Here is a 26,113-nt window from a genome sequence, read left to right as displayed (position 1 = left end):
ATTTTCTGATCGCGGCTGTTCGGCAATACGTGTATTTGTTTGTTTTGGTTCCATCACAGTTTTCATGTTACCCCACCTAATTTCTAAAATTTATTTAGAAGCTGTTATCTTTTTGTGTACGACACTGCCAATCCAGCGGGCAAGCAGGTTAAATATCAGCACAGAAATGATCAGCACAGCTGAAGAGCCATCCGCCACTTCTCGCACATCCGGGATGAGCCCTTGTGTGTTGACAGCCCAAATATGGACGGCAAGGGTTTCGGCCGGTCTGAAAATATTCAATGGTGATGTCGAATCAAACGGATTCCAGTTGGAAAAATCAAGAGTAGGTGTTGTTAATCCTGCTGTAAACAGCAATGCAGCTGCTTCTCCGAATACACGCCCGGAAGCAAGAATCGCTCCTGTTAGAATGCTTGGAAATGCCGCCGGTAAAAGAACCGTTTTAATGGTGTGCCAGTGAGTGATACCAAGGGCAAGACTTGCTTCTTTTTGATCTCTGGCCACTGTCCGCAATGCGTCTTCACACACACGTACCATGACCGGAAGATTGAAAACAGTAAGGGCAAGCGCACCCCCGAGGATGGAATAGCCCCAGCCCGTCAAATTAACGAACATAAGCAAACCAAACATACCGATGACAATAGATGGAAGTGAAGCCAGCACTTCGATACACGTCCGGATGGCATTCGTCAGCCTGCCGGGACGCGCGTATTCAGCCATGTAAATACCGCCTCCAAGACCTAGAGGTACAGTGAACACCATCGTCAAAAACAGGATATAGAAGGAGTTAAATAGCTGGTTGCCGATTCCCCCTCCTGCTCTGAACGAGCTGGACGGTGAGGTTAAAAAATCTAGATTAAGTTTGGAAAATCCGTGAAAAATGATATAGCCAAGCAGTCCCACCAGAACGGTGACGATGGTCGCTGCAATCAAGTAAAAAATCGTGGTTGCAATACGGTCAGCAACTTTACTGTTCATTAGAACTGCCTCCTTGAAGAAAGATAACGGATCAACAGGATAAAGATAAAGGACATGACCAATAGAATCAGGGCAAGTGACCAAAGAACATTGTTTTCAACACTTCCAAATGTCGTGTGTCCCATATTCAGTGTAATAATGGTCGTCAATGTAGCCGAAGGGTCCGTGATGGCTGAAGGCAATGAACGAACATTACCGATAACCATTTGAACCGCAAGAGCTTCTCCGAAAGCCCGTGCCATCCCGAGTACAATAGCTGTTAATAGCGTAGGCATAGCTGCCGGAATAAGTACTCTCCAGATCGTTTGCCAACGGGTTGCCCCAATCGCATATGAGGATTCTCGTAATCCTTTCGGAAGGGAGCTCATTGCGTCTGTTGCAATACTCGTTACAGTAGGCAAGATCATAATGGAGAGAACGATCATCCCAGCGAGCAAGCTGAATCCTTGTCCGCCAACAGTATCCCGAAGGAACGGAACAAGAACAGAAAGGCCGATGAATCCATAAACAACAGATGGAATACCAACAAGCAGCTCGATAACCGGCTGAAGAATCTTTTTTCCCCAAGAAGGAGCAATCTCGGTCATGAAGATGGCACCGCCAATACCGAGCGGAGCCGCTATTAAAGCGGAAAGAATAGTCACTGCAAAAGATCCCAGTATGAACGGAACTGCACCATACAATGGATTCTCTGCCGTTGGATTCCACTTCGTGCTGGTTAAAAATTCATATATACTTACGCCGTTGCTGATAAATGCCTGCAACCCTTTGGACCCAAGAAAAATGGTAATCGCAATGGTCGCCGAAATAATCAATAGAGCACTGGCCAACACCAGGTATTTTCCCCGCTTCTCTTTTTGTAGTGCGGATTTGTTTGATTTCTTTAACAGCCTTTGGCTGGCTGCCATGGTCATTGTCTTGTTATCCATTTTCGTACCTCCCCAAAACGCCCTAACAGGGTAAATATCCATTATGGTTTGGACACTTACCCTGATAATAGGCTTCTTAATGGTTCACTCTGTTACTTTTTTGTAACTTTTCCTTCAGCATCACGTTTTACTTCCATTTTGCTTGCAGGAATATATCCTTGCTCAGGTACAAGATTGTTTTGGATATCGTTGCTCATCATATAGTCAAGGAACTGTTTTTCCAATCCTTTAGGCTCACCTTTTGTATAAGAATGCTCATAAGCCCAGATTGGGAATTTACCTTTTTGAACATTTTCGTCTGTCGGTTTTACACCATCAATGCTAAGTGGAGTAACACCGCTTTTGTCCGTGAAGTAAGAGAATGCAAGGTAACCGATAGCTCCAGGTGTTTCTTTGATCAATTTTTGTACTGTGTTTGATGAATCTTCTGTTGCAGCACCTTCGACTGGTTCTTTTCCATCAAGAGCATATTTAACGAAAGTAGCTCGTGTTCCGGAAGAATCGGGACGGTTAATCAATGCAATCTTTTGATCTTTTCCGCCAAGTTCTTTCCAGTTTTTGATTTCACCAGTGAATACTTTGATAAGGTCTTTTTTAGAAATATCCTTGATACCTACTTCAGGGTTAACAGCTGCAGACATACCAACTACTGCGATTTGGTGATCTTTAAGCTTGTCCGCTGGGATGCCTTCTTTCTCTTCAGCAAAAACATCAGAGTTACCAATCTTAACCGCGCCTTCTGACACCTGGCTTAAGCCTGTTCCGCTTCCGCCGGCTTGTACTTGAATATCAGCATCAGGGTTCTTTTCTTTGAATTGTTCTGCTGCTGCTGCTACAAGCGGCTGCATTGCACTTGAACCGGAAACCACGATTGAACCGGAAGCTTTTTTCCCTCCGCCGCCATTCGCACTGTTGTCTTTATTATTGTTTCCACATGCTGTGGCAACAACCAGGATTAATGCCATTACTGCCAAAAGATAAACGGATTTCATTTTTTTCATTGTCTTTGGTCCCTCCAAAATGTTTTAAAAGATTTTTTGTTGATAGAGATTTTGCTATTTCTATACTGTCGTTGTCTCTATCGCCCACCCCCAACAATCGGTTAATCACTTCACATCTACTACAATAAGCGAGCATTATTAACGCTGTTTGAACCTAATGTTAAGAGATTGTAAAGAAAGCACGACATCTGTACTAGTGTTTCTGCCTAAAAACTATTTATGCACAAAAAAAACGCGCCCAAAGGACGCGTTTTCTTTACAAACAGCTAGTTATTTCGTCTTATTTCCGTCTTTTTTTAATTTAAAGTAGGCATCAAGTGCCCCTGAACCGATCTCAAGGTTGATTGAACCTTCACGGACTTTTGGAACCACAACCGCAAAAGAGACTTCCGGGTTGTCATACGGTGCATAACCAACAAGGGTTTTATTGTTTAATCCCGACTTAACATCAACCTGAGCGGTACCTGTCTTTCCTGCCGGCTGATAACTCTTGTTTTTAAAATACGCAGCCGCCGTACCATGGCTTCCCACCATAACCTGGCGGAAGCCCTGATGGACCACATCGAGGTATTCTTGTTTCATTTCAATTTTGTTCATAACATGGGGTTCAAATTTGTAATCCAATTTGCCAAGCTTTCCTGGCTGAGTGGAAGGTTCCCGTACTTCTTTTAAAAGATGCGGCTGCATTCGGTAGCCATTGTTGGCAATGGTCGATACATACTGAGCCATCTGCAGCGGTGTATACGTATCAAACTGTCCGATGGCAAAGAACATCGCCTGGGCAAGCTGATCGCTCATACCTGTGTTATAGCCTGTCGCTTCAGAAGGCAAATCAATTCCTGTTGGTACGCCGAGACCGAATTGGCTGTATGAATCCCGCAGTACTCTGAACGCCTCGTCCACGTGATGGTCAATAAACCGTTTATGTGAATAATCATAGCCAGCAAGCTTCATTGCGACATGCCACATATAAACGTTGGAAGAAGCCTCGAGTGCCTCCACTGGTCCGATGCTGCCAAGACCTGAGTGGGCAGATTTCATTTTCCTTCCGTCACCGAATACGAGCGGAGCATCGTAGAAATGCGTGGCTGGTGTAATCGCTCCCTTCTGCAGTCCAGTGAGCACTGTCGCACCTTTTACGGCAGAACCCATCTCAAACGAGTTATACACCGTACCGAATGGCGCGTTTTTATATTGGCCGGTTTTTGTATCGTATTTTTTTCCCGCCATGGAAAGAATCTCTCCATTTTCGGGATTCATCATAACGACATAAGCTTCCGTAAGATCCCGGTTGGCATAGGCAGATCCGCCGGATTTTGCTTTTTTCATGGCCTTTTCAATCACGTCTTCCACTTTTTGCTGAAGCTCCATATTAACGGTTAGCGTAAGGTCCTTGCCCCTTGAACCTTCTACTTCTACCGGTTCGCCAACCGGGTTCCCTGCTTTATCGGTTACATATCTAACACTTGATTTTTTTCCTCTGAGCAACGATTCGTATTGCTCTTCAAGAAAACTGGTTCCGACTAAATCATTTCGTTCGTTTCCTCGTGATAAATAAAAATCCATTTTACTGGAAGGGATTTGTTTGACCTGTCCAAACAACGCTTTGAACGTATCACCATATGGATAATCCCGTTTGGCATCGGGCTTAATATCAATGCCGGGCAGATCGGAAAGATGCTCACTGATTGTGGCGATCTCCTTTTGTGATGCACCGATTTTAATACGCTGTGGTGTCAGGGCATATCCGCTGTCCATTTCCCTCTTGATCGCCAGTACCTCAATTTGATGAGGAGTAAAGGAATCAAGATCCTTTTTGGTGATCCGGTCAAGCATAAGCTTGTAATACTGATCATCATTCAATTGCTTCTTTTCAGCGGGCGAAATGCGGCTTTCTACTTCCTTTTGATGCAGAAAGATAAAATAATCCTTTTTATCCCGCTCTGTTACATTTTTTGTGTCCTTTTTGATATAGCCAGCCAACTTTTCGGCAATCGCTTCACGGTCTTCCGCACTTGTTTTTTGTGTACGTGTATACGTAATGGAATATACCGGTTTATTATCCACCGCTACACGGTTTTCAGTATCCATCATCTTCCCTCTCGGAGCATCCAGCCGTGCGGTTACATTTTCCTTTTTATCCGCGGAGCGCTGATACTCTTCCCCCTGGACAATCTGTACATACCCCAGACGGAAAATTAAAATTGAGAAAAGAAAGAACACCGCAAGAAATAAGGCGTTCAGACGTATAGGGACATGATTCTTTTTCTTCGTTTCTTTGGTCATTCATTCCACCCTTACCTATGTATGGAAAGAGTTTCTGCTCATTTCCATTTTCCACAAATTGATTTACTACAATAATAGTAACAGTAAATCACTGTTTCGGAAAGAAAAATGTCACACTCTGCTGCCGTCTTCTCGATCTGTATTGTTCTGTGAGTAGTTGGATACAATGTCTGATTTTGGAAGGGTCGAAAATCGAATGGACCGCACACAAAAGTAAATGACAAAATGCCCGGCTCCAAGGATTGGAAGCAATAGAGGAATGCTGTAGTCCCCATTAAAGAACTGAATCGTGATCAGCAGAATAACAATCGAAAGGATTCGTCCCGCATTTAAAAAAAGTTCTCTCACAACAATATACTCCACTCTCATCGGCCCTGCATTGTCACATCTCCCGATCACATCATAAGTCAGAGAAACATATGGCACGAGAAGAAGAGGATAGGCGATCGAGATCACAACACCATAAAACATTAAAAGAGGAAAGGTGACATTCATTAAAAACAAGAACGGCGAAAGAAACAGGATCAACCCTCCAACAAAGATGGATTTTTTCCTTCGTTCCTTGTTCATGTACCGGGATACAACAAAATAGCCGATAAAAGATACTGCCGATTGAACAAGACCGAACGTGCCAAGCGCAAATTCACTGTCTGAAATAATATAAACCCAGATGACGATCAAAAAGATAAATGTGCCTTCTCGAATCCCTTGAAAAAAATGGGCATACAAGATTCGCGCCCAGTTTCGATTGTATGCCCGGGATTTAAGGATTTGCCATATATGAAACTTCCCTTCGGCTTTTTGCCGCTTCAAGAAAAAGCTGATGACTACAGCTGTAAAAAACAAAAACAACGAGACGGTAAAAATAATGCGATAGCCAGTAAACTTATCCAGCTGGGAAATTAAGAATCCCGAGGTTATAGGTCCAACCATACCTGATAACGAATTGAATACACCAAGATAACCGTTAAAGGAATCACGCGTGTCCGGCTCAGTCACTTCAAACGTCAACACGTTAAAAGCCAGCCAGTAGAACCCTGAGCCCGCACCAAGAAGACCTCCCAGCAAGAGAAGACGCTCGCTTGCCTGTTCTCCCAGAAAAAGCACAAACAAATAAAACAGCGACAGGATGGTAACACCAATTCGAAGTACAATAACCCTGTCAATTTTTTTGGTTAATCTCCCCGCAATAAAAAAAGCAACAGGCTGAATGCACACAATGGATAAATTATATAGAGCAATGTCTCTCAATTCTCCCGACTGTTTCCACAAATAAATGTTAACGAATGTATTGGACAAAGCGGTGCTCAGCGCGAACAGTCCGCCAATCACAAGCAATAAAAGCAATTCCTTCGTTCTGTCTGTATCTCCGAACAATTTAAATTTCATAATCTCGCCCCTTTGCAATTCACATGTAGTTTTCACCACTTATAAGGGGCTATTCGCCAATCGGAAAATTGGTTTTTATTGTAATTCCAATAAAAACAAAAGCCGGCTCCCCTGAGGAAACCGGCTTTCACCTGAAATACTTGCTTATTTTGCTTCGTTGTAGCGTTTTTCAACTTCATCCCAGTTTACAACATTCCAGAATGCGTTGATATAGTCAGGACGCTTGTTTTGATACTTAAGGTAATAAGCGTGCTCCCAAACATCAAGTCCAAGAATTGGTGTTTTGCCTTCCATTACAGGGTTGTCCTGGTTGGGAGTGCTTGTTACTTCCAACTCACCGTTATTTACAACAAGCCATGCCCAGCCAGATCCGAAACGGCCTTTTGCAGCGTTCGCGAACTGCTCTTTGAAAGCTTCAAGGCTTCCAAATTTGTTGTTGATGGCATCAGCCACTTCACCAGTTGGCTCATTGGATCCGCCTGGTTTAAGGATTTCCCAGAACAAACTGTGGTTCGCATGCCCGCCGCCGTTATTGCGTACAGCCGTGCGAATGTTTTCTGGCAGAGAATCAAGGTTTTTCAGAATGTCAACCAAGTTTTTGCTTTCAAACTCGGATTGGCCTTCAAGAGCTGCGTTCAAGTTGTCAACATATGTCTTGTGATGACGGTCATGGTGGATATTCATCGTATCCTCATCAATGTGTGGTTCAAGTGCGTTTGCGGCGTAAGGTAAAGCAGGCAGTTCAAACTTTGCCATGATACATCTCCTCCTTGATATGTAGTTCATTTTTTATTTCATTTTGGGAAACCCCAAATTGAAAACTTAGTCAACAAGAATGTTTAATAAGTAGCACAACACATACATTATCAGATTTACCCTTATCTTTCAACGATAAACCCTTATTGGAAGAAGCTTATTTTTTACGAGGGAATAGAGCGCTATGCCTTGTTTTCATTGAAATGGATTAAAAAGCGGTAAATTCCCTGCAAAATGCACAGTTTTGCAATTTTTTTTGTTAATCTTCGACTGGAGAGTAACAGACCTCTCCCTTTTGGAATGAAATTTTGTCTTAAATGTCCATACATTAGCGGATGATATTTAATTATTCTCAAAACTCCTGTGTTTATTCTCAAAATGAACCGATTTATTCTCAAAATAGCCCCTTTTACTCTCAAACCGTATATGTCGACACTAATCAGCATATTCGACGCATTTATTTTGAAATGTTGTAAACAAAAAACCTTTGCCAAAACGGCAAAGGTTACGTATGTATAGAAATGGTGGCTCGAGACGGAATCGAACCGCCGACACGAGGATTTTCAGTCCTCTGCTCTACCGACTGAGCTATCGAGCCACTTTGGTTGCGGGGACAGGATTTGAACCTGCGACCTTTGGGTTATGAGCCCAACGAGCTACCAGACTGCTCCACCCCGCGATGATATTAAGGTTTTGGACGATGAGTCCGAGTTTGTTGTCTCTTCCTCTACACGCTGTTTCTTGAAGTGTATCCGTCGAGACAAGCCATCATTGGTGCTGATTCACCGTCGTAGGCTTGCTCCACCCCGCGATGATATGTTACGAATGTTATTCCTCTTTACAAAGTAAATGGAGGAGGTAGAGGGATTCGAACCCCCGCGAGCCGCTAAGCCCCTGTCGGTTTTCAAGACCGATCCCTTCAGCCAGACTTGGGTATACCTCCGTATGATTGTATGTGGTGGACCCTGTAGGACTCGAACCTACGACCAATCGGTTATGAGCCGACCGCTCTGACCAACTGAGCTAAGGGTCCATGTGGTTTTATTTAGTATATCATATATGTAAGTATAATGGGGCGACCGATGGGAATCGAACCCACGAATGCCGGAACCACAATCCGGTGCGTTAACCACTTCGCCACGATCGCCATCGCCTAAAAAATATGGTAGCGGCGGAGGGGATCGAACCCCCGACCTCACGGGTATGAACCGTACGCTCTAGCCAGCTGAGCTACACCGCCATAGTTGGCTCCACAGGTAGGACTCGAACCTACGACCGATCGGTTAACAGCCGATAGCTCTACCACTGAGCTACTGTGGAACAATTATGTTGTCCTCTAAGGGACAAGAATTACTATATCATTTTTCCATTATGTAAGTCAACTCTTTTTTCAACAGCCTTGGTTGGCCGTTGTCGAGAAGACAGATATAAATATAGCATGTTCCCATCCGCTTAGCAAGCACTTTTTTATAAAACCACATACAAAAAGTATCCAATCATAATCAATTGAATGACGATCTTAACTACCGTCCCTCCCAAAAAGCCAAGGACCGAGCCTACACCGACTCTGAAGGCATCCATGGGAGATTTGCGTCCAATAACGAGTTCAGCCAGAAACGCCCCGATAAATGGACCGGCAATAATACCGGCCACCGGAATGACAAACGGACCGACAAGCAGGCCGATGGTACTCCCCCATATTGCCGCTTTCGAACCTCCCCGCCTTTTGACTCCATATAAATTGCTGACATAATCCACAACAAACAAACTCGCCAGCAGAACGGACTGCACAACGATAAAAAAGATCGTGTATGAGTGAAAGGAATAAAACAAGCCATACAAAACAAACCCCAGTACAAGAAACAGTGCGCCTGGCAAAATCGGATAGATTAAGCCTGCAAAGGCCAACAGAAAAGACAAGATGATCAGCGTCCAATATAAATAATCCAACGTTTCACCTCCAACTATCCTCGCATTTTTTATCGCTCAAGAACAGCTTCAGCAATATTGACGGAATGATCACCGATCCGTTCGAGATTGCTGATGAAATCAACATAGACAACACTTTCCTGGCCGGTGCTCAAATTATTGTTGATATCCTGAATATGCTTCTTTCTCAACGTTCTTTCCATTTCATCAATATCATCTTCAATGGACAGTACCTCTTCAGCCATGAACTTATTATTGGTCTCAAGCGCCTTAATGGCCTTTTCCAGACACGACTGGGTAAGAATCATCATATTCTCAAAATCCCTGGAAGTGACCTCTGAAAGCTTAATATTGTTTCTAGCCATAAAACAGACCAGATCAATCATATTTTTCATATGGTCCCCCACTCGTTCGATATCCTTGCAGAGGTTGAGCAGCATCGTATGCTCAGTTGATTCGTTTTTTGAAAGAGAATGAATCGATAATTTTACGAGAAATTTTGTGATTTGTCGGTCAAACCGGTTAATTTCCTCTTCATACTGCATGGCAGTGTCAGCATAACGGTTTTTTCGTGTTTGAAAAAAAAGCAACGCCAGTCTAAGGCCATCCCGGGAATAGGCCGCCATTTTCAGCAATTCCTGTCTCGCCTGATGCAAGGCAAATTCAGCTGAACTGTTAATCACTTTTTCATCCAGCTTCACCGTTTGGGTATCAACGGTCCATTCATCATCCCTGATCAAACGGGTAACAGCATAAACCAACAATGAAATGAACGGAAACAAAATTATGACGCTTGCGACATTAAAAAAGCCGTGTGCAAATGCGATTTCCATCGCCGGCTGTAAATTCATCGTGCGTGCGAACCATTCAATAATGCTTTTGTAGGGGATAAAGAAAATGAAAAAAATGACGGTGCCGATTACATTAAAAAGCACATGAACGAGCGCCGCACGCTTGGCATTCTGAGAAGCTCCGATGGCTGCAATTACTGCGGTGATGGTTGTTCCAATGTTTTCACCAAACAATACAGCAAGGGCACCGTTCAGATGAATCCAATCCATGGAAAACATTTGTTGAAGAATTCCTACAGTTGCACTGGAGGATTGCATAAACATAGTAGCTAGTGTCCCAATGGCTATCCCCAAAAAGGGCTGGTCATTAAGATGGTCATTTAAATTTTTAAAATCTAGGACTTGCAGCGGCTCAATTCCCGATGCCTTCAACTGTATTCCAAAGAACAGTGCGCCAAGTCCAAAAAGAATTCGTCCAATGGAAATATATTTATAGCTGCGAATAAAGAAAACAAAGAATCCACCCACTGCGAGCAAAGGCAAACCGTAGGCTGCAGCATCAAAGCCAATAATAAAAGTGGTAAAAGTTGTGCCTATATTAGCTCCCATAATGATTCCCACTGCCTGTCTCAATGTAAGCATGCGTGCATTAACAAGTCCGACAGTCATTACAGTGGTGGCGGAGCTGGACTGAATTAATATCGTAAAAAACAGACCAGTGAGAACCCCTGTATATGGATTTGTTGTTAAACTGTCAAGAATGTTTCGTAGCCGGTCTCCGGCAGAATTCTGAAGCCCTTCGCCCAAATATTTGATTCCAAAAAGAAAAAGGCCGAGTCCGCCCAAAAACTGAAACAGCATATCCTGAACACTCAATGTATTTGACAACCCCTTTTTACTAATCATCCTTCTGATATTATCTAGTTTTATAAATGTTCTGTAAAGATGCTTCCGAAAACCTTAACAAACCAATGGCTGCACATTGTTTGTTTTCTCATTATTCGCTAAAATTAATAGAGACCATTTAGGAAATGAGGAGTTACATGAGAATTGTCAATCATTTTATTAAGAGTCTGTATTCCCCGCAGACTGTGGCGCGTCTACGCTTTCAAGGGGTTGGAAAAGCAATCGGATACATATTTTTTCTTATTTTTCTCACTTCCATTCCCTTTGGAATTACATTTTCCATGGCCTTTAAATCAGGCACCGAGGAATTTGAGCAATCCATGAAGTCCGATATACCTGATTTCACGTTAAAGGATGGAAAGCTTTCTTCACAGCTCAAAAAGCCCGTCATTCAAACCGATGACAATCAAACCTTTATCTTTGATACCACGGGAGCCGTAAAGGAAAGCGACCTTAATAAGTACAATGATGTCATTGCCATGTTAAAGAACAAGGCGATCATTACATCGGGTGGTGAAACCCAAGCCTTTCCGTATCAGACGCTTGGCGATATGACACTGACCAAACAGGATGTGAGTTCCTGGATCAATAAACTTTCGGATTTGCTTCCTATTTTGCTTCCATTGATTTTTTTGTTCATTTACCTCTTTACTGTAGCCATGAAGTTTATTGGCGTAACTGTCCTCGCCGTCATCGGCCTTGTTTTGCAGAACATCAGCCGCCGAAGCCTTAATTACAGAAGATTGTGGGTCATGTCCGCCTATTCCGTTACCCTGCCTACGGTTTTCTTTGCGGTCATGAAGCTTTTACATACCGAGGTGCCCTTCTCTTTTATCATTTATTGGGCAGTGGCTTCCCTCTTCCTACATCTTTCCATTAAAGAAACACCTGATCCACAAGCATAAAAAGAGGAGCCGGTTTCGGCTCCTTTTCGTATGGCCTTTTACTTTTGGAAAAGACCTTTTATGCCATCTATGATGGAAATAATGAAATCAATGAATTTTTGAAGAAACGATTGTGTTTCTTCTTTATTGAGAAAACCATCAAGATTATCTCTGACGTTATGCAGCTGGTCTTGAACGCTATCCCAGTTAATGTTCAAATCCTTCATTTTATTAAAAAGGGAAACCAAGCTGTTTAATTCATCATCTGTCAGTGTGATTCCCAGTCGTTCAGCTACGCGTTTGATCAAATCACGGAGTTCATCCTCGCTCTTTACCGGATGATCCGCAAGCTCTTGCTTGATTTCGGTAATCAGCTGAGTCGCTTCTTTTGTTCCAATACGGTCACCAAGCTGAGCGGTTTTAACCACTTCCTCATTGGCTACCTGCTTTTTTTCTTCGGGAATGTTTACATCTGCTTTTTGTTCATATGCTTTTAAAATTCCTGTAAGGGCGGCTGTACCCGATACCTCAAATGGGGCGGTCACATAAATGTCGGCGTCTTTAACACCCGCGGTAACAAGAGCATTCACAATCATGCTGTCTGTTACCCAATTGATGTTTTTAGCTTCAACATGAAGCCCTTTCCCCTTTTCTGCCAGGGTAACTTTTGAAGATGAAATCGCCCGGGTGCCCAACTGGGCCTTTGAAACATATTTACCGAGATATTGATGTTCCTCCTCGTTCGTTACGGTAACAGTATCCACATCTGAGGATACGCCCATTTCATTCAAAATTTTTGTTTTTTGATCCGGAGTCAAATCTTCCCCCAATGTAACGATGACATCACCGGGAGCTGCGTCAGCAAATGCTTTTAAAGGAACCATAAAAACAAGTGCAAGCAGCATTGGAATTAACCATTTTACATTCCGATTCATGTTTATACTCCACCTCATAATTTGTTTTTCCCATCTGTACCCATGTATCTTTCTCTCTCTTTTTAAGATACATCTCCCATTTTACACCACACATCTTTCTCCCCGCAAACTTATCCTTGAAGCTTCAACAGCGATAAAAAAGGAATAAATTGATCGCTCGTACATATACATGTCCTAAATAAAGGAGGACAAGCTTATGAAAAAGTTTATATACATTTGCCTCACCCTTGTTGTCGTTTATACGATTGCCTATGATCTAAAGGTTGGTACCCTTCAGCCGTACAATCAAAAGGCTGCTCCTGTTGCCGCAATTAGTATCCAAAATAGCACACCTTATCAAAAGGTCAAAATTTCTTCCGGAGATACAGTACTGTCAGTGATTGAAAGACTGAATCCATCCTCCCTTTCCAAACCGATCCCCGACCTGGCAAAGGACTTTCAGCGTTTGAATCACGGAATACGTCCGGAAAGTATCCAGGTGGGCAAAAGCTATAATTTTCCGGTATATAAAAAGAATTAAAGGACTCGTTTCCTTGCCAAACTAAAGACAACCTTGCTAAAATAGACTATTGTACAGATGGAAAAAATCTGTTGTTATGAATAAATAGAGATTAAAGGAGCGGTTCACCTATGAGTGAAATTACGCATCGTTCAAAAACAAGACCTGTGAAAGTCGGCCCTTTAACCATTGGCGGAAACAATCAGGTTATTGTTCAAAGTATGACAACAACGAAGACTCATGATGTGGAAGCAACTGTTGCTGAAATCAAACGCCTGGAAGAGGCAGGCTGCCAAATTGTGCGTGTCGCCTGTCCTGACATGCGTGCAGCAGAGGCTATTGCTGATATAAAGAAACAAATCTCCATCCCTCTTGTGGTTGATATCCATTTCGACTACAAACTGGCTCTAAAAGCCATTGAAGGCGGAGCAGATAAAATCAGAATCAATCCGGGAAACATTGGACGCCGGGAAAAAGTGGAGGCTGTCGTTAAAGCAGCAAAAGCCAAAGGCATTCCAATTCGAATAGGTGTAAACGCTGGTTCTCTTGAAAAAAAATATCTTGAAAAATACGGATATCCAACAGCGGAGGGAATGGTCGAAAGCGCCCTTGACCATATTAAAATCCTTGAGGATCTGGACTTTCACGACATCATTGTTTCCATGAAAGCATCCGATATCAATCTTGCCATTGAAGCGTACGAAAAAGCTGCACAGGCCTTTGACTACCCGCTTCATCTCGGTATTACCGAATCCGGAACACTATTTGCCGGAACTGTAAAAAGTGCTGCCGGACTGGCCGTTATTTTAAACAAAGGCATCGGAAATACACTTCGTGTTTCGCTTAGTGCCGACCCGGTAGAAGAAGTAAAAGTAGCAAGAGAACTTCTCAAATCCTTTGGATTGCTTTCTGATGCTGCTACACTGATCTCCTGCCCGACATGCGGAAGGATTGAAATTGATCTGATTTCTATTGCCAATGAAGTGGAAGAATACATTTCCAAAGTGCGTGCTCCAATTAAAGTAGCGGTGCTCGGATGTGCCGTAAACGGACCTGGCGAGGCCCGTGAAGCTGACATCGGAATTGCCGGTGCCAGAGGCGAAGGGCTGCTTTTCCGCCATGGCGAAATCGTACGCAAGATCCCTGAAGATCAATTGCTTGATGAGCTTAAAAAAGAAATAGACAAGCTGGCTGAAGAATATCATGCCAAACAGCAAGCTGAACTTGTATAAATGGAAAACCCCTGCCATGCTGGCAGGGGTTTTTTATGTGCTCCACAGATTGTTTCTAAAAGAAAGGTGCAAACAGCAAACTGATTACGATAGAAGCAATTCCAATTCCGATCGCCCAGTAACCGGAAGTGGCAGCTCCGCGCTTTACAGCAACAAATCCTCCGATAATACCGGCGGCGCCAAAAAGCACGGGAAGAATAAACAATGACAGGACAGAGAGAATAACCGAAAACATGCCAATGACCCTTCCGGTTTGGCCTGCATCCTCCCTGGCTTCCTGTCCTTTTCGCCTTTCATGAATCTCTGAGTCGTCTCGCGGACGCTCGTATTCCGGCAGTGCTGTACCACTTGTGATGGGCACAACATCTGCAGCCATTTCCTCTCTGTAATCCGGATCACGGTTAACCGGTTCCGATTCATTATTTTCTGCCATACTAATCCCTCTCTTTCTGAATTGGAGCGTTTTTAGTATGTCTTGATCCCGTTGAAATATAGTTGTTAATAATTATGAAATTTAAAAGGTCCAAAATAAAAAGGAGCGCGCGTGCGCTCCTCTTTTTATTACTGCTTTTGTTTAAACGTATGGCAGCATGTTTCAGCAGATTTATCCGCGCTGTCTTTATGCCTGGCATCTCCGATCAGCTCTCCGCTTGCTTCCATTTTGTAGTCTTTATTGGCATGCTTATCGATTTCTACAAGGATGGCATCGGCAACACAATTATTGCCTTCTCCCCAATAGGTACAATTTGCTACATTACATTTTACGGTTGGCAAATGACTCTCCTCCTTTTACAGCTAGGATGCGCCATTTGGAGAATCATCATACCGGCCATTTCAATTCACACACACTTGGCAGACACCGTAAATTTCGAACTTATGGCCCGTTACCTGAAAGTCGGACAAATCCGTTGCTACATTTTCCATGGGACACGCATTGACCTCTTTTGTTTTTCCGCATTTCAGACAGATGAGATGATGATGATGCTCCTTGGTCGGACACGTAAAGCGGAACTTCTTTTCTCCTTCGAGCTCAGTCTCCTCAAGAATATCGAGCTCGGAAAAAGTGGAGAGATTCCTGTAAATGGTATCAAAGCTAAGTCCTGGATAATTTTCCTTTAAGGCATCCTGAACCTCTTTTGCACTTAGATATCGTTTTTCATCCGAAAATAATTGCAGCAAATCCCTGCGTTTGTCGGTGTATTTAAAGCCCTTCTTTTTTAATAAATCCATCGCGGTTAAAACGTCCAAATTTTTCCACCTCCACTATTCACTCAATATCGGTTTTCTGGCTCTCCATTTTTTCCAGGCAAGAGAAAGCAGTAATATCAACACAGAGATCATAACAATGGTTCCGCCGGGAGCCAGGTTCAAGTAGTACGAAGATATCAAGCCAAGGATCACGGCTGTCTCACCAAAAATAACAGAAAGAACAAAGGTCTGCTTAAATCCATTGGCAATGCGCAGACTTGCCGCAACCGGAAGCGTCATCAGTGCGGAAACCAGAAGTATTCCAACAATCTTCATGGAGGATGCGATGACCAAGGCTACCATGATAATAAACAAAAATTGAATCCACTTTCCTTTAATTCCTGAAACAGCTGCCTGTTCTTCGTCAAAAGAAAGCACAAAAAGTTCCTTGTACAAAAACAGGACAAAAGCAAACACGAGCAAAAGGATGAAAAAAACGGTCCAAACATCCGATTGTTTCACAGCCAGCACACTTCCAAAAAGATAATTAAATAAGTCCGTATTAAAGCCGTTCGCCAATGAAATAAAAATGACGCTGAGTCCAATACCTGCAGACATGATGATAGGAATCGCCAGCTCTTCATAATGCTTATAAACCTTCCGGAGCTGCTCGATTCCAATTGCTCCACCTACTGAAAAAACCATCCCCATATATAACGGGTTCAACCCCTGGAAAAACCCAGGGCTCCGGCCCAGCATCAAATTGGCTGCGATGCCGGCCAGCGTAATGTGCGAGAGTGCGTCGGCGATCAGGGACTGTCTTCTGACAACGATAAACACGCCAAGAACCGGGGCCAAAAGGCCGATCATGATGCCGGTTAAAAACGCGTTTTGTAAAAACTCATAATGAAAAAACGGAAATGACATCCAAACTTCCTCCGGTTAATGAAGATGTTCCAGTACATGGACATGATGCCCATACATCTGAGAGAAACCCTCTTTTGAGATTTCTTTGAATTCTTTTGTATCCCCATGAAAATGCAACTGATTATTTAAACAGGCAACATGGGTTACATAGTCGGACATTACACCGACATCGTGGGTGACGAGCAATAATGTCAGTCCTTTTTCTTCGTTGAGGCTCTTAAGCATCTGATAGAAGTTGGATACAGATGCGGCATCCACTCCTACTGTCGGTTCATCAAGAATGAGCAGCCTTGGATCACTGACCAGGGCTCTTGCGATAAATACTCTCTGCTGTTGGCCGCCAGAAAGTTCACCGATATTCCGGTGAGTGAATTCGGTCATACCCACCGTTTCAATGGCCCCCATTATTTTTTGTTTGTGTTTTTTCGTTAAAAAACGAAAAAGCCCGACCTTACCGAACAACCCCATTGACACCACTTCATATACGGTTGCTGGAAAAGCCGTGTTAAAACTGTTCGCTTTTTGGGAAACATACCCAACTTCTTCCCAATTTTTAAATCGACCGAGAGGAATACCAAAAAAGGATACCCTTCCGGATTGGGGCTTCAGCAAACCCAGAATGCATTTAATCAGGGTGGATTTTCCGGAGCCATTTGGACCGACAAGCCCGATAAAAGCACCATTCGGTATTTCAAAATTTATGCGATCAAGAACATACCTGTCTCCGTAATGAAAAGATAAATTCTCGATTTTCACGGCAGCCGTATTATCGTGTTTTGACATAAGCGCCTCCAAGCAATAGTAACGATTACGATTTATATTCCTGTAAAGTATACAAGAATCCCTCTATTTTGTAAAATCCCTCGCCTGCACACCAACTTCACTCAATAAGTACTCTTTAAGTTCTTGATGATGCTTCAAAATGTCATTCGCCAAAATCAGCTTCTCTTCAGGCAGTGTAGTTAAAAGAGCCAGAACGAATGCTCCTGAAGCCACAGCTGCCTGGATGCCAAGCGGTGCATTTTCAACCACGATCCATTCATTTGGACGGTATGAAAATTGCGCAAAGACCTTTTCGTAAGGTTCAGGTGAAGGCTTTCCCTTTTCCACATCATCACCTGTAATCACCGCATCAAATGTTATACCCATCTCCTCAAGCCTTTCCAGTACCTCGTTCACAAATTCCTTCCGGCTGCCCGTGGCCAAACCGATTGGAATTCCGGATTGGGATAAACCTTTAAGAGCCTGTAAGGTGTGTTGATAAAACCCATACTTGGAATGCTTCACAAAGTGGGCCCGCTTGTTGCGGTAGATCGCCTCCTGCTGTTCCAAAGGAAGCTGCAGTCCGTAAATACGGTTCACATGAAGAATAGTCTGCATGCCTGGCATACCTTCCAACTCGTAAAAATCGGCCGCTTTGACTACATGCCCCTGTTCGCGGAACGCGTGGTGCCAAGCCAAAGCATGATCGTCCATTGTATTTACCAATACTCCATCCATATCAAAACAAACTGCTTTATAGTTCATATGTATCATCCTTTTTTCGCTCAAAACCAATCTCATTCTCAAAAGAAGAAGTAGTCAAAAGATTAGCGGTGCGTTATAATTTTTAATTGGCAGCCTGCGATAGCAGGATGCCGGGTGGGCGAGGGATAAGTAAATAAAGAAGGGAAACACTTGAAGTTATCAAGATTTTTTGAAGTAGAAAAGCACCACAGTACAGTGAAACGGGAAATATTGGCGGGGGTTACATCGTTTTTTACGATCGCCTATATCATTATCGTCAACCCGCTTATATTGGCGGACGCCGGAATGCCCTATTACGGTGTACTGCTGGCTACCATTCTGACATCAGTTGCTGGATGTTTCTTTATGGGGTTTTACGCCAATGCCCCTATCATATTGACTCCGGGAATGGGCGTCAACGCTTTTTTTACCTATACGATTATACAGGGTATGGGGCTGTCCTGGAGAGAAGCGCTCGCTGCTGTTATTCTCTCAGGCATTTTATTTCTTATCATCGCATCAACAAAGCTTAAAGATGTCCTGTCAGAAAGCATCCCAGCTTCCTTAAAGCATAGCATAACCGTAGGAATTGGTTTGTTCCTGGCGTTTATCGGCCTTCAAAAAGGCGGTATTATTGAAGCGAGCACAACCACATTTGTGAAACTTGGCCATTTAAGCCATCCCACAACCTTGCTGACCATCATCGGTCTTATTATTACTCTGTTTCTTTTTTCAAGAAACATAAAAGGAAGCTTTCTTATTGGAATTGCGGTCACCTGTCTGATTGGCTATGTTACAGGATGGGCACATGCGGCCGAAGACAAATTGGAACTTTCTCCATTTATGCAGCTTTTTTTCGGAGCCGATTTTAAAGGAATGTGGAGCCTTCCTTTCTGGATCGCTACATTTTCCTTAACCATGATTGTAACATTTGAAAACATGGGACTTTTGCACGGCCTTCTTCCGGACCAAAAAAAGTTTCCAAAAGCGTTTCAGGCCAATGCTGTCACGTCTCTTATCTCGGGAGTTTTCGGGACAAGTCCTACCATTTCTACCGTAGAAAGTGCGGCCGGCATCTCAGAAGGCGGTCGGACCGGGCTGACAAGTGTGGTGACTGGAATCCTGTTCCTTGCTTCCATTGCCGTTACGCCGTTTTTAAGTCTGATTCCGGATGGGGCGATTGCGCCTGTTCTGATTATTATTGGGGGATTGATGGTTCAAAACATACAGCAGATTCCTCTCTCCGATTTTACAGAAGGATTTCCTGCATTTTTGATCATCGCGCTTATTCCGCTCACTTACAGTATTGTGGACGGGCTGGCATTTGGCTTCATCGCCTACCCTATATTAAAATTGGCTGTTGGGCAACGAAAGCAGATTCCTGCCCCCATGTACATCATCGCTTTATTATTTTTAATTAACTTTGTCTTTCATTCTTTCATATAAATGATCACCCAAAAAGCCGTTTTAAACGGCTTTTTTCTGTTCACTTTTTTTCCGCTCCTTCATAGGATAGGGTGACAGGAGGGGATATAATGAATCCGATTATGGTTCATATGATCAACAACAAGTTAAATCAGCTTACTGCACAAGAGCTCGTCGGTCTGGCCGCACAGCACCAGTTTCCCGTTTCGATGCAGGAAGCCACTCAAGTAGTAAACATTTTAAGAAGATATAACATAAACATAATGAATGCTGCACAACGGGAAGAAATCATTCAAGCCATAGCTCATGAAGTCAATCGCGAAAAGGCAGCAACCATCCAATACTTAATCAACAATTATTTAAACAGATAAAAAAAAGAGACGGACATGAACAGCATACCCTGGTGCAGTTCACCTTCCGTCTCTTTTTAGTCATACCGTCAGCAGCTGCTCCTGCAGAGTAGGAACAAATTCTTTATTCTTCAACATCTCGATCTCCAATTGGTAAGGAGGCTTTTTGTTGTTTTTATCTGTTCCCACATAAGGAGTTTCTAAAATTTTTGGAATATCGTCTAGCTGCGGGTGATGGACGATGTAATTCAATGCATCAAATCCAATTTTCCCAAACCCAATATTTTCGTGACGGTCTTTGCTCGCTCCACATTCGTTTTTGCTGTCATTAATATGAAGGACTTTCAGACGGTCAAGCCCGATAATTTTATCGAATGAATTGATAACGCCATCGAAGTCATTGATAATATCGTAGCCGGAATCGTGCGTATGGCACGTATCAAAACAGATGGAAAGCTTGTCATTTTGATGTACCCCTTCAATAATAGCTGCAAGCTCCTCAAAGGTACGCCCGCACTCTGAGCCTTTTCCGGCCATGGTTTCAAGTGCAATTTGCACGGTTTGATCCGGTGTAAGTACTTCATTTAATCCTTCAATGATCTTTTTGATTCCCTCTTCTGTTCCGGCACCCACATGTGCACCCGGGTGAAGGACAATCTGCTTTCCGCCGATTGCTGCAGTCCGTTCAATTTCCGAACGCAGAAAGTCTACTCCCAATTGGAACGTTTCAGGCTTCAATGAGTTTCCGATATTTATAATATATGGTGCATGCACCACGAGTTCCGTCATGCCGTTTTCTTGCATATGCTTGATCCCGGCCTCAATGTTAAGGTCTTCAATCTTTTTTCTGCGCGTGTTTTGGGGAGCGCCGGTATATACCATAAAGGTGTTTGCTCCGTAGGAAGCTGCTTCCTCACTTGCGCCAAGCAGCATTTTTTTTCCGCTCATAGATACATGTGATCCTAGTTTTAGCATCGCTTGTTCTCCTTCTCTAACCGGTTTGTTACTTTTTATTGCGGTTTTGCCTTTTTTCCATTCTTCTCTTTTCTTCAGCCATCTTTTTCTTATAGCCCGGCTTTACTTTTTTGGGCTTTGGAAGGCTTGCTCCCTGCTTTCCTTTTTCAACGGAAGCTTTTTTCATCCGTACAGGAACTTCAATCCATTCACCGTTCTTGATTTCTTCCTGGACAAAATGAATCTTGCGGCTTTGCAGCTTTTGGATCGCAAGCTGATCGGATGGTTCATAAATGGTTGCGGCAATACCAGACATGCCCGCACGTCCCGTCCTGCCTGTACGATGAATATAATAATCCAAATCAGACGGCAGTTCAAAATTAATGATGTGGCTGATGCCTTTAATATCGATACCACGCGCAGCCAGGTCGGTCGCAACTACATATTGGAACTCGGCTTTTTGTACGCGTTTCATGATGTTTTTTCGCTCACGCGGAGGCACATCCCCATGAATGCGTTCAACATTCATTCCCTCTGCAAGCATTGCATCCGCGACCTCGTCCGCTGTTTTTTTCGTATTAACGAAAATTAAGCAAAGATACGGATTATAGGCCTTTGCCACCTCAATCAGTGTTTTCTTTTTATCCCTGTGTTTTAACGGGATTAACACGTGCTTGATTTCTTTGGCCGTTGCCTGTTCCGGACTGATATGAACATGCCGGGGATTATTCATGTACTTTCTCAGGAAAGGCTGCAGTTTTTCAGGTATGGTTGCTGAAAACACCAGCATTTGAATTTCATTTGCCATGCGTGAAGCGACCTGGTCAACGTCCTCAATGAATCCCATATCAAGCATCTGGTCCGCTTCATCCACAATAAGTGTGGTTGCCGAAAAAATACTGATTCCTTCGTTGTTAACCAGATCCTTAATGCGGCCCGGTGTTCCTATGATAAGATGGGGTGCATTCTTCAAACGGTCTGCCATTCGTTTCCGGTCGGTACCACCGACCACGGTCTTGGCTCGCACATACTGGTCTTCCGGAAAATAAGGAGTCAGTTTTTCGTACTCATCAAAAATCTGTTGTGCCAGTTCTCTTGTTGGTGCGGTAATCACAGCTTGAATTTCATTTCTCGCTGGATCGATCTTGCTCAGAACCGGAAGCAAAAAAGCAAGAGTTTTTCCTGATCCGGTTTGTGACTGGCCGATAATGTCGTGGCCCTTCAATATCCCGGGAACAACCCGTTCCTGAATATCGGTTGGTTTTTTAAAACCTTGCTCGGTCATTGCGTTTAATAAAAAAGGTTTTATATTTAAACGGTCAAACGCTGTTTTCATTTTTTATCACCTGACTTTTTACATTTGTAGGGTCTACTTTTAGTATTATAGAGGAAGTCTTTGAATTTAGCCATGTAGAATAGGAAATCCGCCTAATAGCATGACATCCGCACACCTCCTGGCCATCCATTTCATATCTTTAAGGGAAGGGTATTTTTTTGAAGGGAGGGTCAAAACCATGTATCCATTTCCCCCTAGAGGTCCTCAGAGAGGACGTACGCCTCATGCCAACGTGCCGCCCGGACAACGATTCGCTCCTCCAGGCGGCATGCGTTCCCTGCCAGGCCTGGGCGGTGCGGCAAGATCACCATTGAACATGCTGACGATGGTGGAAAACGTCCAGAAAATGTTGCAAGTGGCTGAAACTATGGGCCCGATGGTTAAACAGTACGGACCAATGGTTAAAAATCTGCCAGACATGATGAAATCGCTGAAGGAATTCAGAGATAATACCAATAAAGCCTTTAAAGAAAAAAAGGAAGCAAGAGAAGAAGCCAAAGTCCAAAAAGCAAACACAGTCCAAGTTCAGGCAGAATCACCAACCAAAAAGAAAGAAAAGCCTGCTGCAAAAACCAAAAAGACACCAAAGGTTCAGCAAAAGCGCCAGTCCAAACCACCTGTTAAAATCGAAGTAAACAGTGAATGGCTGGATGAAAGCAGTTTTCCTTATGATTTGCCTGTAAATGGAGAGAGCTCAAGCTTTCCGTATGACATCCCCGAAGGAACACCAGAAGATGCAAAAATTATGATCGGTCCTGCCGCTGCCCCAGCTGCCCCAAAGGTAAAGAACATCCAGGCACCACCAAAAGCTCTAAAAAAAGGGCCGGTCAAAAAGCTGCAGCCTGCACCAAAACTGTTTATCTAGCGGTGCAGGGTCCCTTCATTGTTTTCTGATACACTCTCCTTTATAATGGTATAAGGTGTTCAGACCGTCTTCGTGACGGATTCTGCATATCCTACTTTTACGTTGTATAAGGGAGAGATGTACATGAAGGTAGTAAGAATATCTCCTCGAGGTTATTGCTATGGCGTAGTCGATGCCATGGTATTAGCAAGACAGGCGGCTAAAGACCCATCATTGCCCCGTCCTATCTATATTCTGGGCATGATTGTTCATAATAAACATGTAACTGACGCTTTTGAAGAAGAGGGAATTATTACATTGGACGGCAAAAGCCGTCTCGATATTATCCGAAACATTGAATCCGGCACAGTGATTTACACCGCCCATGGTGTATCACCTGAAGTGCGGCGCCTCGCCCATGAAAAAGGGCTGATGGAAATAGACGCCACCTGCCCTGATGTAACCAAAACCCACGATTTGATCCGTGAAAAGGAACAAGATGGGTATGAAGTGATCTACATTGGAAAGAAGGGTCACCCTGAACCCGAAGGAGCCATCGGTATAGCGCCCCGGGCAGTTCACCTTATCGAGAATGTGCAGGATATTCAAAACTTGCAAATCGATAACAAAAAGATCCTGATCACTAACCAAACAACCATGAGTCAGTGGGATGTGGCCGAGATTATCAAACAGCTGCTTGTAAAATATCCTGAAGCCGAGGTTCACAAAGAAATTTGCCTGGCGACTCAAGTCCGTCAGGAGGCAGTTGCCGAACAGGCTAAGGAATGTGACCTCGTTCTAGTAGTTGGAGACCCAAAAAGCAACAATTCCAACCGTCTTGCACAGGTTTCGCAGGAAATCGCAGGAACACCGGCACACCGGATTGCAGATGTGACTGAAATTGAACTGGATTGGCTAAAAGGTGTGAAGACACTCGGTGTTACTTCAGGAGCCTCCACCCCAACCCCGATTACAAAGGAAGTCATCTCTTTCCTCGAACAATATGATGAAATGGATCCTTCGACATGGGAAAAAGAACGTAAAGTAAGTTTGGCCAAAATATTGCCAAAAGTAAAAGCAAAATAAAAAAAGTCTGGTTCAAGATATTTGAACCAGGCTTTTTTTTAGAAAAAGAGAAAAGGATCGGTATGAACTTCGGAAGAAACGACTCCGGTTGAGTATCCCTTTTTTTCCAAACTTGCCGTGAGATACTCCCGAAGCCCTTTCTTCATGATTTTCTCTACATTATGTCCTGGATCCACAATCGAAAGGCCCGCCGCTTGAGCATCATGTGCATTGTGATAGTACATATCACCGGTTACAAGAACATCTGCACCTTTCATAATCGCGGAAGAAATAAATTTATTTCCATCCCCTCCAACAACTGCAACCTTTTGTACCTTTTTATTGTTCCCTTTCACCGCGCGCAGCGAACGAACATCCAGCGTTTTTTTCACATGGGCAATAAACGCTTCAAACTCCATTGGTTCTTTCAGCATTCCGATTTTGCCAATCCCGAGAGCTTGTCCTTCGTTTTTCAGTTCGTACACATCGTAAGCCACTTCTTCATAAGGATGAGCCTGAACCATAGCTGCCACCACCTGATTCATTCGTTCTTCCTGAACAACCGTTTCGATTTTAAGCTCGCTGACCGTCTCTAGCTGGCCTTTTGTTCCAATGAAAGGATCAGTTCCTTCTAGCGGCTTAAACGTGCCTTCGCCGGATGTGTTAAAGGTACAATGGCTGTAATTTCCGATATGTCCCGCTCCTGCAGCAGCCATCGCATCTCTCACTTTTGTGCTGTGCTGCTCTGGAACATAAACAGCCAGTTTGTACAGCCGCTTCTTAACCGTGGTTTTAAGCACTTCTGTGTTTTGAAGCTCCATCGCATTTGCCAGCCAGTCATTCACTCCACCCTTAGCAATATCAAGGTTCGTATGTGCCGCGTAAACAGCAATATCATGCTTAATCAGCTTCTCAATCATCCTTCCCTGCGAAGTGGATAGATCGACTTTCTTTAAGGGACGGTAAATCATTGGATGGTGGGCAATGATGAGCTGTACTTCTGATTCAATAGCTTCATCCACCACCTCCTCCAATACATCCAGTGCAATCATTACCTTTTTGACCGGTTGGTTAAGGTTTCCCACCTGCAATCCAATCGGATCCCCTTCTTCTGCCAGTTGTTTGGGTGCGAGGACATGCAAATCTGAAATGATCGTTTGTCCGTTTGCATATTTACTCATAGACTTAACTCCTCCTTCACCGAATCAATGCGCTTTTGCAGACTTGCTTTTCTTTCGGCCAGATCAGGGGATTCACTTCGTTCCATCTGCTGCAGAATCTTTTCCCACTGACGAAGCTCGCCTTTCCACTTTTCAACAAATGCCTCGTTTTTCTCTTTCATGAGGAATGGACCAAGAAGCAATTCCAGCTCTTCTTTTTCGCTATAAGGCTGCTGTTCTTTTTTGTCCCAGTCCCAATCAGCCACAAGTACTTCGTATATTTTACCGTCCTCTTTAATAATTTCTTCATGCACAAGGATCCAGTTTTCTTTCATAAGCCATTTTCTTACAGTATCTGCGCCAACATTGGGCTGCAGCACGAGCCTTTTTACACCTTCAATTTTCGTTTTTCCCTTTTCCAGAATACTCGAAATTAATTGGCCGCCCATTCCGCAAATGGTGATCACATCTGCCTCGTTTGGTGAGAGGATGTCCAAACCGTCTCCCTTGCGCACTGATATTTTGTTTTGAAGGTTGGCCGCCTGAACTTCGTGGAGAGCGGATTGATAGGGGCCTTCATTAACTTCACCAGCAATCGCATAGACCACCTGATGTTCAAGGATTAAATAACACGGAAGATAGGCATGGTCAGAACCGATATCCGCCATCACTGCCTCCCTGTGTATATGGGCTGCCACCGTTCTCAGCCTGAGGGAAAGGTTATCTCGTTTCATTAATTCCACCTGCTTTTATTTTCATAGTTCTTATTATGAACAACTCGTGCTAAAAAAACAAAAAGCTGGCTCTTCACAACACATCACCTGTGTCGTCCGGAGTCAGCTT

The 26,113-nt window shown here is 43.6% G+C and carries 26 protein-coding genes and 7 tRNA genes; 7 read left to right on the top strand and 26 right to left on the bottom strand.

What is annotated here, in order from left to right:
• Positions 1 to 90 precede the first annotated feature (90 nt).
• The 15 genes from pstA to DMO16_RS01810 all read right to left on the bottom strand — a co-directional run bounded on the left by pstA (position 91) and on the right by DMO16_RS01810 (position 10,935).
• The gene (gene pstA, locus DMO16_RS01880) at positions 91 to 978 is read right to left on the bottom strand and encodes a phosphate ABC transporter permease PstA (RefSeq protein WP_129475016.1); all 888 of its coding nucleotides are present in this window, start codon (positions 976 to 978) and stop codon (positions 91 to 93) included.
• Positions 978 to 1,892: a phosphate ABC transporter permease subunit PstC gene (pstC, locus tag DMO16_RS01875; RefSeq protein WP_240482305.1), complete on the bottom strand. Its 915-nt coding sequence runs from the start codon at positions 1,890 to 1,892 to the stop codon at positions 978 to 980. Before pstC ends, pstA begins: the two co-directional genes overlap by 1 nt.
• 107 nt (positions 1,893 to 1,999) lie before the next feature.
• A complete protein-coding gene (locus DMO16_RS01870; RefSeq protein ID WP_129475014.1) occupies positions 2,000 to 2,908 on the bottom strand; it encodes a phosphate ABC transporter substrate-binding protein in 909 nt (302 codons plus the stop codon).
• A 270-nt stretch (positions 2,909 to 3,178) separates the two neighbouring features.
• Positions 3,179 to 5,194, bottom strand: a complete 2,016-nt coding sequence (locus tag DMO16_RS01865) for a peptidoglycan D,D-transpeptidase FtsI family protein (RefSeq protein WP_061971089.1) — start codon at positions 5,192 to 5,194, stop codon at positions 3,179 to 3,181.
• Positions 5,195 to 5,305: 111 nt separating this feature from the next.
• Positions 5,306 to 6,583, bottom strand: coding sequence for an MFS transporter (locus DMO16_RS01860; protein WP_206738041.1), 1,278 nt, complete (start codon positions 6,581 to 6,583; stop codon positions 5,306 to 5,308).
• A 144-nt stretch (positions 6,584 to 6,727) separates the two neighbouring features.
• Positions 6,728 to 7,339 carry a superoxide dismutase gene (locus tag DMO16_RS01855; RefSeq protein ID WP_129475012.1) on the bottom strand — a complete coding sequence of 204 codons (612 nt, stop codon included), beginning with the start codon at positions 7,337 to 7,339 and terminating at the stop codon, positions 6,728 to 6,730.
• A 522-nt stretch (positions 7,340 to 7,861) separates the two neighbouring features.
• Positions 7,862 to 7,937, bottom strand: a tRNA-Phe gene (locus DMO16_RS01850).
• Positions 7,938 to 7,941: 4 nt separating this feature from the next.
• A tRNA-Met gene (locus DMO16_RS01845) sits at positions 7,942 to 8,018 on the bottom strand.
• A gap of 171 nt (positions 8,019 to 8,189) precedes the next feature.
• Positions 8,190 to 8,282, bottom strand: a tRNA-Ser gene (locus tag DMO16_RS01840).
• 13 nt (positions 8,283 to 8,295) lie between these two features.
• Positions 8,296 to 8,372: transfer RNA gene (locus DMO16_RS01835), tRNA-Ile, on the bottom strand.
• 38 nt (positions 8,373 to 8,410) lie between these two features.
• Positions 8,411 to 8,486: transfer RNA gene (locus DMO16_RS01830), tRNA-His, on the bottom strand.
• Positions 8,487 to 8,502: 16 nt separating this feature from the next.
• Positions 8,503 to 8,579: transfer RNA gene (locus DMO16_RS01825), tRNA-Met, on the bottom strand.
• 5 nt (positions 8,580 to 8,584) lie between these two features.
• Positions 8,585 to 8,659: transfer RNA gene (locus tag DMO16_RS01820), tRNA-Asn, on the bottom strand.
• A 147-nt stretch (positions 8,660 to 8,806) separates the two neighbouring features.
• Complete coding sequence (locus DMO16_RS01815; protein WP_129475010.1) at positions 8,807 to 9,289, bottom strand: DUF456 domain-containing protein; 483 nt, start codon at positions 9,287 to 9,289, stop codon at positions 8,807 to 8,809.
• Positions 9,290 to 9,318: 29 nt separating this feature from the next.
• Entirely contained in the window at positions 9,319 to 10,935 is a 1,617-nt protein-coding gene (locus tag DMO16_RS01810) for a Na/Pi cotransporter family protein (protein WP_347232823.1), read from the bottom strand.
• 167 nt (positions 10,936 to 11,102) lie between these two features.
• Between DMO16_RS01810 and DMO16_RS01805 the strand changes: the two genes are divergently transcribed.
• Positions 11,103 to 11,870 (top strand): DUF1189 domain-containing protein, encoded by a 768-nt coding sequence (locus DMO16_RS01805; protein WP_164988835.1) that lies wholly within the window; start codon positions 11,103 to 11,105, stop codon positions 11,868 to 11,870.
• Positions 11,871 to 11,908: 38 nt separating this feature from the next.
• On the opposite strand, the gene DMO16_RS01800 is transcribed toward DMO16_RS01805, so the two are convergent.
• Positions 11,909 to 12,784, bottom strand: a complete 876-nt coding sequence (locus DMO16_RS01800; protein WP_129475004.1) for a DUF1002 domain-containing protein — start codon at positions 12,782 to 12,784, stop codon at positions 11,909 to 11,911.
• 196 nt (positions 12,785 to 12,980) lie between these two features.
• Here DMO16_RS01800 and DMO16_RS01795 point away from each other — a divergent pair, with 196 nt between their 5' ends.
• Together DMO16_RS01795 and ispG are read left to right on the top strand one after the other, a co-directional pair.
• Positions 12,981 to 13,304, top strand: a complete 324-nt coding sequence (locus tag DMO16_RS01795) for a hypothetical protein (RefSeq protein WP_061971107.1) — start codon at positions 12,981 to 12,983, stop codon at positions 13,302 to 13,304.
• A 110-nt stretch (positions 13,305 to 13,414) separates the two neighbouring features.
• Entirely contained in the window at positions 13,415 to 14,515 is a 1,101-nt protein-coding gene (ispG, locus tag DMO16_RS01790; RefSeq protein ID WP_090234370.1) for a flavodoxin-dependent (E)-4-hydroxy-3-methylbut-2-enyl-diphosphate synthase, read from the top strand.
• 55 nt (positions 14,516 to 14,570) lie between these two features.
• On the opposite strand, the gene DMO16_RS01785 is transcribed toward ispG, so the two are convergent.
• The 6 genes from DMO16_RS01785 to DMO16_RS01760 form a co-directional block, all read right to left on the bottom strand.
• Complete coding sequence (locus tag DMO16_RS01785) at positions 14,571 to 14,948, bottom strand: hypothetical protein (protein WP_129475002.1); 378 nt, start codon at positions 14,946 to 14,948, stop codon at positions 14,571 to 14,573.
• Positions 14,949 to 15,076: 128 nt separating this feature from the next.
• The gene (locus DMO16_RS01780) at positions 15,077 to 15,289 is read right to left on the bottom strand and encodes a DUF1540 domain-containing protein (RefSeq protein ID WP_061971114.1); all 213 of its coding nucleotides are present in this window, start codon (positions 15,287 to 15,289) and stop codon (positions 15,077 to 15,079) included.
• Positions 15,290 to 15,349: 60 nt separating this feature from the next.
• Positions 15,350 to 15,763: a Fur family transcriptional regulator gene (locus tag DMO16_RS01775; RefSeq protein WP_061971117.1), complete on the bottom strand. Its 414-nt coding sequence runs from the start codon at positions 15,761 to 15,763 to the stop codon at positions 15,350 to 15,352.
• Positions 15,764 to 15,778: 15 nt separating this feature from the next.
• Positions 15,779 to 16,630 carry a metal ABC transporter permease gene (locus tag DMO16_RS01770; protein ID WP_129475000.1) on the bottom strand — a complete coding sequence of 284 codons (852 nt, stop codon included), beginning with the start codon at positions 16,628 to 16,630 and terminating at the stop codon, positions 15,779 to 15,781.
• A 15-nt stretch (positions 16,631 to 16,645) separates the two neighbouring features.
• The gene (locus tag DMO16_RS01765; RefSeq protein ID WP_061971121.1) at positions 16,646 to 17,413 is read right to left on the bottom strand and encodes a metal ABC transporter ATP-binding protein; all 768 of its coding nucleotides are present in this window, start codon (positions 17,411 to 17,413) and stop codon (positions 16,646 to 16,648) included.
• A 63-nt stretch (positions 17,414 to 17,476) separates the two neighbouring features.
• On the bottom strand, positions 17,477 to 18,157 hold the full coding sequence (locus tag DMO16_RS01760) for an HAD family hydrolase (RefSeq protein ID WP_164988834.1): 681 nt from the start codon (positions 18,155 to 18,157) through the stop codon (positions 17,477 to 17,479).
• Between the two features lie 150 nt (positions 18,158 to 18,307).
• Between DMO16_RS01760 and DMO16_RS01755 the strand changes: the two genes are divergently transcribed.
• Positions 18,308 to 19,582, top strand: coding sequence for an NCS2 family permease (locus tag DMO16_RS01755; protein WP_129474996.1), 1,275 nt, complete (start codon positions 18,308 to 18,310; stop codon positions 19,580 to 19,582).
• A gap of 89 nt (positions 19,583 to 19,671) precedes the next feature.
• On the top strand, positions 19,672 to 19,932 hold the full coding sequence (locus DMO16_RS01750) for a DUF2624 family protein (protein WP_061971128.1): 261 nt from the start codon (positions 19,672 to 19,674) through the stop codon (positions 19,930 to 19,932).
• 60 nt (positions 19,933 to 19,992) lie between these two features.
• Here the strand turns inward: DMO16_RS01750 and DMO16_RS01745 are convergent, their stop codons facing one another.
• Together DMO16_RS01745 and DMO16_RS01740 are read right to left on the bottom strand one after the other, a co-directional pair.
• Positions 19,993 to 20,886 (bottom strand): deoxyribonuclease IV, encoded by an 894-nt coding sequence (locus DMO16_RS01745; protein WP_061971130.1) that lies wholly within the window; start codon positions 20,884 to 20,886, stop codon positions 19,993 to 19,995.
• A gap of 28 nt (positions 20,887 to 20,914) precedes the next feature.
• Positions 20,915 to 22,201: a DEAD/DEAH box helicase gene (locus DMO16_RS01740; protein ID WP_129474994.1), complete on the bottom strand. Its 1,287-nt coding sequence runs from the start codon at positions 22,199 to 22,201 to the stop codon at positions 20,915 to 20,917.
• A gap of 178 nt (positions 22,202 to 22,379) precedes the next feature.
• Between DMO16_RS01740 and vrrA the strand changes: the two genes are divergently transcribed.
• Entirely contained in the window at positions 22,380 to 23,066 is a 687-nt protein-coding gene (vrrA, locus tag DMO16_RS01735) for a VrrA/YqfQ family protein (RefSeq protein WP_164988833.1), read from the top strand.
• 123 nt (positions 23,067 to 23,189) lie between these two features.
• Positions 23,190 to 24,131: a 4-hydroxy-3-methylbut-2-enyl diphosphate reductase gene (locus tag DMO16_RS01730; RefSeq protein ID WP_129474990.1), complete on the top strand. Its 942-nt coding sequence runs from the start codon at positions 23,190 to 23,192 to the stop codon at positions 24,129 to 24,131.
• A gap of 38 nt (positions 24,132 to 24,169) precedes the next feature.
• Here the strand turns inward: DMO16_RS01730 and DMO16_RS01725 are convergent, their stop codons facing one another.
• Both DMO16_RS01725 and DMO16_RS01720 read right to left on the bottom strand, forming a co-directional pair.
• Positions 24,170 to 25,291 carry a Nif3-like dinuclear metal center hexameric protein gene (locus tag DMO16_RS01725; protein ID WP_129474988.1) on the bottom strand — a complete coding sequence of 374 codons (1,122 nt, stop codon included), beginning with the start codon at positions 25,289 to 25,291 and terminating at the stop codon, positions 24,170 to 24,172.
• On the bottom strand, positions 25,288 to 26,004 hold the full coding sequence (locus DMO16_RS01720; protein WP_061971142.1) for a tRNA (adenine(22)-N(1))-methyltransferase: 717 nt from the start codon (positions 26,002 to 26,004) through the stop codon (positions 25,288 to 25,290). Before DMO16_RS01720 ends, DMO16_RS01725 begins: the two co-directional genes overlap by 4 nt.
• Positions 26,005 to 26,113 lie beyond the last annotated feature (109 nt).

The organism is Fictibacillus sp. S7 (genome assembly GCF_004127935.1).
GTDB lineage: Bacteria > Bacillota > Bacilli > Bacillales > Fictibacillaceae > Fictibacillus_C > Fictibacillus_C enclensis.
Note: the sequence above shows the minus strand (reverse complement) of the source record. Positions and strands in the feature narration are given on the sequence as shown.

Coding starts and splice junctions, on each gene's coding strand:
- pstA (WP_129475016.1), bottom strand. CDS start 978: ATGAACAGTAAAGTTGCTGACCGTATTGCAACCACGATTTTTTACTTG.
- pstC (WP_240482305.1), bottom strand. CDS start 1,892: ATGACCATGGCAGCCAGCCAAAGGCTGTTAAAGAAATCAAACAAATCC.
- DMO16_RS01870 (WP_129475014.1), bottom strand. CDS start 2,908: ATGAAAAAAATGAAATCCGTTTATCTTTTGGCAGTAATGGCATTAATC.
- DMO16_RS01865 (WP_061971089.1), bottom strand. CDS start 5,194: ATGACCAAAGAAACGAAGAAAAAGAATCATGTCCCTATACGTCTGAAC.
- DMO16_RS01860 (WP_206738041.1), bottom strand. CDS start 6,583: ATGAAATTTAAATTGTTCGGAGATACAGACAGAACGAAGGAATTGCTT.
- DMO16_RS01855 (WP_129475012.1), bottom strand. CDS start 7,339: ATGGCAAAGTTTGAACTGCCTGCTTTACCTTACGCCGCAAACGCACTT.
- DMO16_RS01805 (WP_164988835.1), top strand. CDS start 11,103: ATGAGAATTGTCAATCATTTTATTAAGAGTCTGTATTCCCCGCAGACT.
- DMO16_RS01800 (WP_129475004.1), bottom strand. CDS start 12,784: ATGAATCGGAATGTAAAATGGTTAATTCCAATGCTGCTTGCACTTGTT.
- DMO16_RS01795 (WP_061971107.1), top strand. CDS start 12,981: ATGAAAAAGTTTATATACATTTGCCTCACCCTTGTTGTCGTTTATACG.
- ispG (WP_090234370.1), top strand. CDS start 13,415: ATGAGTGAAATTACGCATCGTTCAAAAACAAGACCTGTGAAAGTCGGC.
- DMO16_RS01785 (WP_129475002.1), bottom strand. CDS start 14,948: ATGGCAGAAAATAATGAATCGGAACCGGTTAACCGTGATCCGGATTAC.
- DMO16_RS01770 (WP_129475000.1), bottom strand. CDS start 16,630: ATGTCATTTCCGTTTTTTCATTATGAGTTTTTACAAAACGCGTTTTTA.
- DMO16_RS01765 (WP_061971121.1), bottom strand. CDS start 17,413: ATGTCAAAACACGATAATACGGCTGCCGTGAAAATCGAGAATTTATCT.
- DMO16_RS01760 (WP_164988834.1), bottom strand. CDS start 18,157: ATGAACTATAAAGCAGTTTGTTTTGATATGGATGGAGTATTGGTAAAT.
- DMO16_RS01750 (WP_061971128.1), top strand. CDS start 19,672: ATGAATCCGATTATGGTTCATATGATCAACAACAAGTTAAATCAGCTT.
- DMO16_RS01745 (WP_061971130.1), bottom strand. CDS start 20,886: ATGCTAAAACTAGGATCACATGTATCTATGAGCGGAAAAAAAATGCTG.
- DMO16_RS01740 (WP_129474994.1), bottom strand. CDS start 22,201: ATGAAAACAGCGTTTGACCGTTTAAATATAAAACCTTTTTTATTAAAC.
- vrrA (WP_164988833.1), top strand. CDS start 22,380: ATGTATCCATTTCCCCCTAGAGGTCCTCAGAGAGGACGTACGCCTCAT.
- DMO16_RS01730 (WP_129474990.1), top strand. CDS start 23,190: ATGAAGGTAGTAAGAATATCTCCTCGAGGTTATTGCTATGGCGTAGTC.
- DMO16_RS01725 (WP_129474988.1), bottom strand. CDS start 25,291: ATGAGTAAATATGCAAACGGACAAACGATCATTTCAGATTTGCATGTC.
- DMO16_RS01720 (WP_061971142.1), bottom strand. CDS start 26,004: ATGAAACGAGATAACCTTTCCCTCAGGCTGAGAACGGTGGCAGCCCAT.